General features: G+C 43.2%; 10 protein-coding genes. 9 read left to right on the forward strand and 1 reads right to left on the reverse strand.

Annotated features, from left to right (window positions below; genetic code table 11):
- The first annotated feature begins 113 nt into the window (after positions 1–113).
- The 5 genes from P7J49_RS03880 to P7J49_RS03900 all read left to right on the forward strand — a co-directional run bounded on the left by P7J49_RS03880 (position 114) and on the right by P7J49_RS03900 (position 6,467).
- Positions 114–2,135: a DUF1430 domain-containing protein gene (locus P7J49_RS03880; RefSeq protein WP_408569503.1), complete on the forward strand. Its 2,022-nt coding sequence runs from the start codon at positions 114–116 to the stop codon at positions 2,133–2,135.
- 1 nt (position 2,136) lies between these two features.
- Complete coding sequence (locus P7J49_RS03885; RefSeq protein ID WP_332422454.1) at positions 2,137–2,769, forward strand: putative bacteriocin export ABC transporter; 633 nt, start codon at positions 2,137–2,139, stop codon at positions 2,767–2,769.
- A 193-nt stretch (positions 2,770–2,962) separates the two neighbouring features.
- Positions 2,963–3,175: a hypothetical protein gene (locus P7J49_RS03890; protein WP_408569505.1), complete on the forward strand. Its 213-nt coding sequence runs from the start codon at positions 2,963–2,965 to the stop codon at positions 3,173–3,175.
- Between the two features lie 68 nt (positions 3,176–3,243).
- Positions 3,244–4,128 (forward strand): ABC transporter ATP-binding protein, encoded by an 885-nt coding sequence (locus P7J49_RS03895; protein WP_408569507.1) that lies wholly within the window; start codon positions 3,244–3,246, stop codon positions 4,126–4,128.
- On the forward strand, positions 4,125–6,467 hold the full coding sequence (locus P7J49_RS03900) for a hypothetical protein (protein WP_408569509.1): 2,343 nt from the start codon (positions 4,125–4,127) through the stop codon (positions 6,465–6,467). Before P7J49_RS03895 ends, P7J49_RS03900 begins: the two co-directional genes overlap by 4 nt.
- Before the next feature lie 44 nt (positions 6,468–6,511).
- Here P7J49_RS03900 and def read toward each other — a convergent pair whose 3' ends face one another.
- Positions 6,512–7,126 (reverse strand): peptide deformylase, encoded by a 615-nt coding sequence (gene def, locus P7J49_RS03905; RefSeq protein WP_099877576.1) that lies wholly within the window; start codon positions 7,124–7,126, stop codon positions 6,512–6,514.
- 129 nt (positions 7,127–7,255) lie between these two features.
- Here def and P7J49_RS03910 point away from each other — a divergent pair, with 129 nt between their 5' ends.
- From P7J49_RS03910 to P7J49_RS03925, 4 genes are read left to right on the forward strand one after another with little or no spacing between them, the layout of a single operon-like run.
- Positions 7,256–8,419, forward strand: coding sequence for an MFS transporter (locus tag P7J49_RS03910; RefSeq protein ID WP_408569511.1), 1,164 nt, complete (start codon positions 7,256–7,258; stop codon positions 8,417–8,419).
- A gap of 37 nt (positions 8,420–8,456) precedes the next feature.
- On the forward strand, positions 8,457–9,083 hold the full coding sequence (locus tag P7J49_RS03915; protein WP_408569513.1) for a GNAT family N-acetyltransferase: 627 nt from the start codon (positions 8,457–8,459) through the stop codon (positions 9,081–9,083).
- The gene (locus P7J49_RS03920) at positions 9,074–9,802 is read left to right on the forward strand and encodes a pseudouridine synthase (protein WP_408569515.1); all 729 of its coding nucleotides are present in this window, start codon (positions 9,074–9,076) and stop codon (positions 9,800–9,802) included. Before P7J49_RS03915 ends, P7J49_RS03920 begins: the two co-directional genes overlap by 10 nt.
- 5 nt (positions 9,803–9,807) lie before the next feature.
- Positions 9,808–10,317 (forward strand): hypothetical protein, encoded by a 510-nt coding sequence (locus P7J49_RS03925; RefSeq protein WP_408569519.1) that lies wholly within the window; start codon positions 9,808–9,810, stop codon positions 10,315–10,317.
- The last annotated feature ends 98 nt before the right edge of the window (positions 10,318–10,415 follow it).

Here is a 10,415-nt window from a genome sequence, read left to right on the forward strand (position 1 = left end):
ATGAGAGGAGCTCAAATCCTCTCATTTTATCTAATATCAATACGCAAAATACTGTAATTATATTTATGGTAGAAACCTGAATAAATATAGATAAACATTTAAGGAGGTGTAAGATGAGAAAGTGGTTCGTATTTTTGTCAACACTACTGTTAACGGGATTTATGATTGTAAATATTCAAAATGAAAATCAACAGCTTCAATTTCTCAGTTATGAAGCGGTAGATTTAATTGGGACAGAAGAAGCGGTTAAAGTGGCGAATCGAGAGGAATTTACAACTTCCTTAAGTAATTTAGCTATCCGTACAAACAGTGTCATTGCCCGAAGGATTGTCGAGCCTCAAAAAAGTGGGAAAGTTAAGTTTGTCTATGACTGCTATGGGAAAGGAAAATTACCCTCAGATTTGGAACAGGCTTCTATTGAGAGTGCCCAAGCTAGCGATTTGGTCAATAGCTATATCATCACTTCTGGTAATCTAACAGGGGAAGAACTTTCACAAACGTTGAAGAAGTTGGGTTATAGAACTGTAATTATGTCGGCGTACTCTCTGCCCTATTTGCTTTACTCTCTCCTATTTAGTGAACAGTTTCGTATAAACATGTCTCTCTGTTTCTTGACGTTTATTTGTTTAACATTAATTTACCGTATCAAGGATTTGAGAAGTGCAGGCATAAGGCGGGTAGCTGGAAAGTCTTATTTAGAAATTTTATTCTCCCCTATAGTGGATGATATTCTCTTCTTTATAGGGGTTTATGCAGTTAACCTTTTACTAGGTAGTCTCACACTTCTCATTTTAAACTTATTTCAGAGTTTGACCTTCAGTCTCTTGCTGGCAGGACTTTTTCTCTACTTGTTGAGTTTACTGATTTTCTCTGTCTTTCTAACGTTCATATATATGGTGGGTTTGAAAGCAACTTCTATGATTGAAGTTTTAAAAGGGAAACTTCCGTTAAAACGCTTGCTGGCTCTCATGTTGTTAGGTCAATTAGCTTCGATATTGGTGGTTGGCTGGACAGTTAATCGAACGATAGTGCAGTTTAATGAATTGCAAATGGTAGAGAAAGGTGTTGAAGGATGGGATAGGAATAAGGACTACTACCAAGCTTCTTACAGTTATGGCGCTGCTTTTAGTGGAGAAATGAGTAAAGAAGAGCAAAATAGTCGTTGGTATCAGTTTACCAAGGCGGCTATACAAAACCAGGGTGCCTTATTTGTTAAGAATAATTTGAATAGGTATTTACAAGGTGATGAATCGGATGGAATCAGCAAGTATGATTACGCTCCTTCTGGTCATACTATCTTTGTAACTCCCAACTATCTAGATATTCAGAATATACAGGTTTCAGAAGAATTTAGGAGTAAAATGTACTCCTTACAAAAAGGGGAGTTTGGGCTGATTATTCCTGATAAATTGAAAGGACAAGAAGAAACACTTGTTCACATCTATATAGACTACTTGGATACATTTGGTCGTGAGGGGCTTGATATAGATAGTCCGCAATTGTTTGAGTTTAAACCTTATACAAGCTATGTAGAGAGTAATCAGAGTAGATTTCTCTACAATACAGTACCCTATGTACTAGAACAACATCTGATAGACCCGATTATTGTAGTCGTAACGCCAGAATCAACCGGGGATACTCCAGCATCGCAAATACTGTGGGGGACTTCCCTTCAATCTCTTTTCTTGGTAGATTATCAGCAGAGTATCCAGTTACTGAAAGAGCAGGGGGTTTATCAGTGGGTTTCCTATTTGCTAAATAGTAAGGCTACTTACTATGAAAACTTGAATACTATTCGGAATCAGTTTCTCTTTCTTTTGTTGGGAGCTTTAATTGGCATTGCAACCTCCATACTGTTATTTAATACAATGAATTTGGTTTATTTTGAACAATTTCGTAGAGAAATTTTTATTCGTCGTCTAGCTGGTATGACATTCATAGAACTTCATTTTATCTATCTAATTACCCAACTCTTAGTGCTTGGGGTAGGAATGCTGGTTTTACTTTTCGTAACGAATGAGCTGGGATTGAGTGCAGGGACCGGAGCAATTTTCCTCAGCAATTTATTCCTGATTTTGTTTCTACAAGAAAGAAAAGAAAGTAAGATAGCCTATACAGTCTTACAAGGAGGATAGTATGATTGAAATTAGAAATTTACAGAAGCAATTTTCCAATAGAATGATATTGGAGAAAATCAACTTGACCTTTGAGGACGGAAAAATTTACGCTCTTATTGGCAAAAGCGGGAGTGGGAAGTCAACACTACTGAATATCATTGCCAAGCTAATCCCTTACGAGGATGGAGTGGTTGAATATGGTGGAAAAGATATCAAAAAGATCAACGAGCATATGTTTTATCGTGATTACTTAGGTTATTTATTTCAACATTTTGGTCTAATTGAAAATGAATCAATTGGCCAGAATTTAGAATTAGGATTTATTGGACAAAAGCTATCCAAAAAGGATAAGCTAGTTCGCAAATTGGAAGTTTTAGAGAAGGTAAACCTCTCACATCTAACCCTAGATCAGAAAATATATGAACTGTCAGGTGGCGAAGCTCAACGAGTTGCCTTGGCGAAAATTTTTCTAAAAAATCCTCCTTTAATCTTGGCAGACGAACCCACGGCCTCCTTAGATCCTGTCAATTCTCAAGAAGTTATAGAACTCTTGACTTCACTCAAAACAGAGGATAAGATCATTATTATCGCTACACATAATCCTGCTGTTTGGGAAAAAGCAGATGTAGTAGTTCGCATGGAAGACCTGTAAAAGGAATGTAGTTTTAATAAGAATAGAAAATGCAATACCCAGATAGAGAAGATTGTTACAGTCTTCTCTTTTTGTCAAAGCAATACCTATTTTTACTTGTTTGCATAAACAAAAAATGTTATTATTATATTGAATGATTAACTAGAGTGTAGAGTTGAATTGGAATTAGTCAGTTATGAAAAGGAGTAACCTAATGAAACAGCTTGATAAAAATACCTTATTTTTAAGTGCAGTTATTGTTCTTTCGTGTAGTGTCCTATTATTTCATATGGACCCGATTCGGATTGTAGATAGAGAGGTTTGGCTCTGGCTACATTCATTTATTCATGTGCTATTTTTAAAACCTGCTGCTAGTCTAGGTTTTCTTATGGGGCTTTATCTGCTATACAAGGCTTTCAAGAAGTAGTCTAGCTAATAATAAGCTGATGAAAGGCTCTTGTTCCGCTCTGCCATTTCCCCAAGAAAGGAGTTTCTATGCTGAAAGTAGTCGATATCTGCAAGCGATACGGTGCCCACCAGGTCTTATCCTATGTGTCCTTTGAGTTGCAAGCGGGGGACTTGGTTGCCCTAGTAGGTCCCAATGGTGTGGGGAAATCCACTCTGTTGAATATCATCAGCAATACAGAAACCGCTGAGCGAGGGTCGGTAACCATTAATGGTCGGCCCAATAGTGACCGAGCGATTTTTCAGGACATGTCTGTTATGTTGGATGCCCAAGCCCTTTATCCACAGTTGACGGGTTATGACCATCTGACCTATGTGGCTGCCACCCACAAGCTGGGGAAAAAGGAAGTGGATGCGTTGGTGGAAGAATTGGGGATGGGCTACTATGTCAAAAAGCGAGTGGCTGGTTATTCCATGGGTATGAAGCAGAAGCTGCTCTTTGCCATGGCTGTCCTTCCCAAGCCCAAGCTCTTGTTGCTGGATGAACCCCATATCGGCTTAGACCCGACAAATATCATCCAGCAACGGGAATTTCTTCTGAATTTACAGGCAGAAGGGGTTGCGATTTTGCTTTCTTCCCACCATTTGTCGGAGATTGAGAAGCTGACCAATCAGGTTTATTTCCTCAAGGCCAGCAAGTTGATTGCCACAGAAGTGGAGTTGACGGCGGATTATGATTACCATCTTGCTGTGGAAAACTCCAAGCAGGTTCAGGAATTTTTACGGGATTATCCTCAACTCTTGTGGAAAAAGGCAGAGCAGGGTCTGGTGGAAATCTTCTTGCCCGAGCGAGATTTACTAGACTGTTTGGATTGTATTCCAATCCAGCAGGTGGCTGGGATTACAAAAGCCAGCGACTATATGGAGTCTCTCTACCGTGATCTCTATGTGGAGGAAGGTGGTGAGGGAACATGAGGCTGAACTTTGAAATCAAGAAAATTCTCTGGTCGCCTCTCTATTGCCTGCTCGTGCTGGGTTTTCTAGGTCTGGCCTATCTTCCTATTTCTCAGCGCCAAGTCCACCAAGTGACCTATGTAGAAACCTATAAAGAAGAACTGAATGCCTTGGCCAGTGTCTTGGCAGAGATAAAAATTGAGGAGGGCTCAGAAGAAGCACCGCGGATGCTGGGCTTGAAATCCGACATAGAAAGTGTCGGTCAGGCCTTAGATGAGGGAAAGTTTGAAGCTATCCCCAACTATCGCAAACTCATGTATCAGGATTTGGACTATTTTATCAGTCGCAATCGACAGCTCTTTCAAACGCGACAATCCTTGACGCAAACGGAAGTCGAACGTTTGGCCAGATGGAATGACTGGCTGATTGAGTATCAACTGCCTGATGGTCCTGAAAATAAGGCTTGGTCAACAGGGCCTATTGTTCAAGCCTACTTAGAAAGTTTGTTTGGTTTTCTTCCTGTATTTTTAGTGCTTGGTTTTCTGCTTGCCAATCAGCTGGCGGAAAAGACACTGGCTCATCAAGTTTGGCAGTTGCGGCAATGGGATAGTCTGAGTTTGCAGGGGATCAGGCGTTTGTGTGCCTCCATGCTATCGCTACTCTTTGCAGTTGGGCTGGGCTTGCTCTTTATCCTGGTCTATGATGGGCTGACAGGTCAGTTGGCTTTATCTAGTTTTCAAGCTCCTCTTGAGATTTTGGGTCAGAGTCAGTTGATAGGCTCTTGGCTTTACGGGCTTATCTTGCTTGGTTTTTGGCTGGTCTTGCTTCTAGCTGTTCGCCTACTTTTTGGATTTTTGGACCACTTGTTAGCCAGTCGGCTGATTTTTGTAGTGACGGGGTTACTATTGGCTCTGGGGCTTTCCTATCAGGCAGGTGCAGTAGCTGGTTGGTCAGGTCAAGTTTTGCCTTTGCTAGCTTTTCCGAGTTTTTTAGACACAGCTGCATTTTCACAGGTCTTTGTAGCGGTGGATGTCTTTCTCCTGCTGACTATTGGACTTTTCTTTGCTTATTATGTGCTGACAGAAAAGAAAAGGCTGGTCTTGTCAGTTGGTCATCAGAAAGAATGGGAAACCGGTCCTTTGGACAAGGTTTGGTCTTTTGAAATACTCATCCTTAGTCGGCTCAAGACTTGGAAAGGGCTCGTCTTAGTAAACTTGCTCCTAGCTCTGCTATTTTCCCTAGTAACAGGCCTACAAAAGCAAGAGGTTGCCCAGGAGGAGAGGGTTTCGATGGAGTTGGTTGCCCAGTCCTATGAGCAGGATGGGGCCTATGTGGAGATTTTGCAGTCGGAAATCAGCCGTCTGAGGCAGTTGGTCAAGGAGGATAGAAGTTATCAGGAGGAGTTGGAGCTGAGAGTGGAGCTTCTGCAGGAATACCATATCTATAAGGACCTCTATGTCAAGCAGTGGCAGGTTTATCAGGAAAAACCTCAGGCCCTGCCGACTAGTCACCTTGCTATGCTGGAGGCAGAGCAGGTCTATCTATGGGCTAGAGAGGAGAAAGCTTTTGCCAATGGTGATATTGGGGCCAGCCAGACGGTGGATAATCTTCGCCGTTACCAGACCCGCAATCAGGTCAGTCAGTATTACTGGAAGCAGCTGATGGAGGCTGGGGTGCCAGCAACTAAGCGGGGCAAGGATGTCATTTTGCCCAGCTTGGAAAATCGTTTTGACATCAATGATGCCTTTGTTCCGGTAGACGATCCCTCTTGGGACCGTTCCAGAGATCTGTCAGGTATCGGCAGCCTGCGCTCTCTTTTTGATGGTCCGGCCTATTTGGTGGTGCTATTGCTGGCGGTTTGGATTGGCAGTCGGGGCAAGGCGGTGGAAGTTGCTGGAAAAAACTGGCGTCTCTATCAGACCCAGCCTGTGGATTTGCGTCAGGTTCTATTTACCAAATGGTTGCTGGGACTGGGCCAGGCACTAGGTTTTACAGTGTTCTTTCTCGTTAGCCTTTTCCTAGTCAATAGCCTGGTCGGAGGAATCGGTTATCTGGAAGATGGACTTATCTTGCTTTCGCATTCGGAGAGGGGTATTTTTCTTGAACTATTGAGAGGGCAAGAACTCTGGGCTTGGTTCCTGCCCAATGCTCCTTATCTCTTGTGGATGGTGCTTGGCTTGCTTGTTTTGGAAATTGTTCTAGTCAGCCTCAACCATCTTTTGCAAGTTCGATTTTCAAACCGTTTAGTGGTATTCATCCTACTAGCTGGTTTGCTGTCTCTGCTGGACTACCTCCTCTTTCAAGATCTAGTCTTGGATGGGCAGGAAATTTTTAGGCAGTTAGCTCTGCTATTTTCATAAAAAAAGAAAAACTGGCTGAAAATTTTTCAGTCAGTTTCTTGTGTTTATTCAATTACCAACATGCCTTCTTTAACGGCAAATGGGTGTTCTGGGTCAATGCGGTCGTAGAACATGACACCGTTGAGGTGGTCGATTTCGTGTTGGACCACGATGGCATTATATCCTTTGAGTTTGATACGGTGTTTTTCTCCGTTTTTGTCCATGTAATCAACAGTCACACGCGCGTGGCGGACTACGTAGCCTTGGACTTCGCGGTCAACAGATAGGCAACCTTCGCCCCCTTCCAAAGCCGCTTCTTGGACAGAATGTGCCACGATTTTAGGGTTGTACATGACTTCTTGAAGGGAGTAGGCTTGGGCAGGTGGATTGCCTTCCTCATCTTCTGGATTTGGGACTAAGACAGCAATGATACGTTTGGAAACGTCAATCTGAGGTGCTGCTAGACCAACTCCGCCACGGAGTTTCATTTTTTCAGCCATGACAGGATCCTGCGAATGTTTGAGGAATTGCAACATTTTTTCGCCTAAAATAATTTCCTGATCAGATAGAGGAAATGCAACTTCTTCGGCAACTTGGCGTAGGGTTGGATGCCCTTCACGGATGATGTCATCCATGTCAATCAAATGGGCAGCTTTTGTCAATCGTTCAATAACAGACATGATTCTCTCCTTTGAATATAGTTAAGATAAGTATAGCATGAAATGGGAGAGAATAAAAGTCGGACTTTTCTATCCATTCGCTTTCAAATCTGTTATACTAGTAAAAGACGAACGTTGAAAGGGAGAAAAATGAAAAGAATTTTAGAAAAAGCCAGTTTGCTGGCCCTATCCACCATGCTGGTTTCGACATTTGCTGTCTCGCCAGCTATTCCACAGATGATTGAGCATTTTGCTCAACAGGGAATTGCCGCAGCTCAGGTGGAAAATTTGATTACGGTGACCTCTTTTGCTATTATGGTTGCTCTATTGGCAAATGGTCTAGTTGTCCGTTTTTTGTCTGAACGAAACATTATCATTGCAGGGCTTTTTCTTATGGCCATCGGCGGAGCTTTGCCTGTGTTTCTAACTGCTTATCCTCTGATTTTATTGGCTCGTATCTTGCTTGGTTTAGGGATTGGCTTAATCAATGCGCGTGCTATTAATATCATCGGTAATTTTTTCACCGGTCAGGAACGGGTGCAGATGATGGGCTTGCGTGGTTCAGCAGAAGTTTTGGGAAGCGCAGGGCTTACCCTCCTTGTCGGTTGGTTGACCCAGTTTGGTTGGCAACCTGCCTTCTTGGTCTACCTTTTTGCCTTGGTCATCTTGGTTCTCTTCCTTATTTTCGTACCCAAGGAAGAATTGCTGGCTCGCATGGAGGTAAAGGTTGAGGAGAACGCGCCCAAGGTCAAACTGGACAAGACCATGTGGATGATGGGGATTTACCTAGCCTTTCTAGCCTTCTTTGTTATCAATGTCAATACCTTCCTGACCATTCGCATTCCTCAGATTGTTTTAGCCAAGGGCATCGGTACTGCTCAGCAAGCCAGTCTCATTCTCAGTCTTATGCAGGTCATGGGGATTGTGGCAGGGACGGTCTTTAGTAGCTTGGTTGGTCGTTTGAAGGACTGGCTTTTAGCTGTTTCCTACGTGGTCTTTGGCCTCGCGGTTGTCGGCATTGCCTTTGCGGATAATCTCTGGGTGCTGGGGCTCGGTGGTATGGTGTCAGGATTTTTCTACAGCATCATTCTAACCATTGTCTTTAGTCAGGTAACAGACCGTGCACCCAAGGCCTTGCTCAATGCGGTCATGACAATCGTCCTTATGGGCTGCAATATCGGCGGTGCGACATCTGCCATCTTGCCGACTTATCTGGAAAAACTCAACCCAACCCCAACAGGTGCCTTTGGTATTTACGCCATCGGCTGTGCCTTGATAAGCGCTGGCTTGATTTACCAACAAATGAAGAAATAGAAGCAGATTTCCGTTTCTTTTTTGCTATAATGGTTTTATGTTAGAAAACAACCGCTTAAATGAATTAATACTACGTTTTCCCGAGGATGTTCAGTTGATTTTTAAGGACATGATTCCCTCCTATCAGTTGGGCTATGTGGATTATGTCTATCAGACAGATAACTACGCCACCCAAAACCGTCGGATTAAAAATTTGGCAAAAAATTTTCGGAGGATGGATTACTTTTACATCATGCCCCTGCCCCAGGATCTGGCATTGGACATTGCTAACCAATGGCGCTATCAACCACCTTTGGATGCCTATACAATCAGTGCAAACCCCGAGGATTATGCTGAGATGATTTCACCAGAGGCGCGTGGGGATCGCTTTTTTGCAGTCATCCGCAATGCCGCCCTCATGGGCTATTTCTGTATTGACCAAGATGGCGAGACCGTTGACATCCGTTTGGGCATGAAACCGTCTTTGACAGGTCAGGGAAATGGCAGAGCTTTCTATCAGACTATTGAAGACTACATAGTGGAACATGTTCAGCCAGCTAGTATCACACTGACAGTTGCCACCTTTCATCAAGCAGCTCAAACCCTCTTTCATGCTCTTGGATTTACAGAAAGAGAACAGCAAGCAGACTATATCAAAATGGAAAAGAAACTCGTATGCGATTAGATAAATTTTTAGTGGATTGTGGTGTCGGCAGTCGAACAGAAGTCAAGAAAGTCCTGAAAAACAAGCAAGTCACAGTCAATGGTCAAGTAGAGACGTCCCCAAAGCAACAGATTGACGAAAAGACGGACCAGATTACAGTAGCAGGCCAGGTCTTGAGCCATGAGACCTTTGTTTATTATGTATTGAACAAACCCAAGGGAGTTATTTCAGCAACCGAGGATGACCGTCATCGGACTGTCTTGGACTTGCTAGACGATACAGCTCACCATAAGGAAGTTTTTCCAGTTGGGCGCTTGGACATCGATACCCATGGCTTGCTCCTCTTGACCAACAACGGTCAGCTGGCTCATGCCATGCTTTCTCCGAAAAAACATGTTGATAAACTCTACCGTGCACAGGTTGACGGGATTATGACCCAAGAGGATGTCGAACGATTTGCGGCAGGAATTGAGTTGAAAGACTTTACCTGTCAGCCAGCCCAGTTGACCATCCTCTCTACAGATGAAGCTAAGCAGATCTCACTCGTTGACATCACCATCCGAGAAGGGAAATTTCACCAGGTCAAACGCATGGTGCAGGCCTGTGGAAAGACGGTGACAGACTTGCAACGATTGACCATGGGGCCTCTTCGCTTAGATCCAAAATTAGCGCTTGGGGAATACCGCAGGTTGACTGCTGCCGAATTAAAGCAATTAGAAGTCTTTGGTGTGGAATTATGAGAAATATTGAAAAAATTTTTCGTGCCCTTCCCTTGATTGTAGTGGCGGGAGCAGTTGTTTATTTTTCGATTTGGATGTGGGTTGATAATGGGGATTGGACCTACATCATTGCCAGAGTGTCTGGTATGACGGAGAAGCATGCCAACAATTTATCCCTAATTGCCATAGCCATCCAGTCTTTATTTTTTACTTCTGACTGGTTTTATAGCCGCATTCGTGCCTTTCTCAATCGGCGGTTGGAACGTGCCAAGGGACTTAATCGGCAGATTTATCTGGGCTATAAGGCTGGCATTGAATTCCTGATGGCTCTGCCCAAACGGACCATCTTGTTTAGTTTTTACCTGCTTTTGACGATTTTGGAAAACCTAGGTGTGATTGCCAGTGCCAAAGATTACGGAGTAGTGGTAATTTTTATCATAGCCGTGGACCGCGTGACTAAAATCTGGCCGGAAGAAAAGCGGAGAATGATGGAGTTTGGTCAGAAGATTAAGAAACGGATTAAGAGTGTGGAATAAGCGGAGAGGGGCATAGATATTTTGGCTCTATAATTTCTGTAGTGGGTAAAACCACCGTGGAGATTATGGAGCCTTTTTAAGTATATACAAAAAGTCCC

The organism is Streptococcus suis (assembly GCF_046032515.1).
GTDB classification, from domain to species: Bacteria; Bacillota; Bacilli; order Lactobacillales; family Streptococcaceae; genus Streptococcus; species Streptococcus suis_AL.

Bases quoted from the DNA above. Each gene is read 5' to 3' on its own strand.
- def (WP_099877576.1), bottom strand. From the start codon at position 7,126: ATGTCTGTTATTGAACGATTGACAAAAGCTGCCCATTTGATTGACATG.
- P7J49_RS03880 (WP_408569503.1), top strand. From the start codon at position 114: ATGAGAAAGTGGTTCGTATTTTTGTCAACACTACTGTTAACGGGATTT.
- P7J49_RS03890 (WP_408569505.1), top strand. From the start codon at position 2,963: ATGAAACAGCTTGATAAAAATACCTTATTTTTAAGTGCAGTTATTGTT.
- P7J49_RS03885 (WP_332422454.1), top strand. From the start codon at position 2,137: ATGATTGAAATTAGAAATTTACAGAAGCAATTTTCCAATAGAATGATA.
- P7J49_RS03920 (WP_408569515.1), top strand. From the start codon at position 9,074: ATGCGATTAGATAAATTTTTAGTGGATTGTGGTGTCGGCAGTCGAACA.
- P7J49_RS03895 (WP_408569507.1), top strand. From the start codon at position 3,244: ATGCTGAAAGTAGTCGATATCTGCAAGCGATACGGTGCCCACCAGGTC.
- P7J49_RS03900 (WP_408569509.1), top strand. From the start codon at position 4,125: ATGAGGCTGAACTTTGAAATCAAGAAAATTCTCTGGTCGCCTCTCTAT.
- P7J49_RS03915 (WP_408569513.1), top strand. From the start codon at position 8,457: ATGTTAGAAAACAACCGCTTAAATGAATTAATACTACGTTTTCCCGAG.
- P7J49_RS03910 (WP_408569511.1), top strand. From the start codon at position 7,256: ATGAAAAGAATTTTAGAAAAAGCCAGTTTGCTGGCCCTATCCACCATG.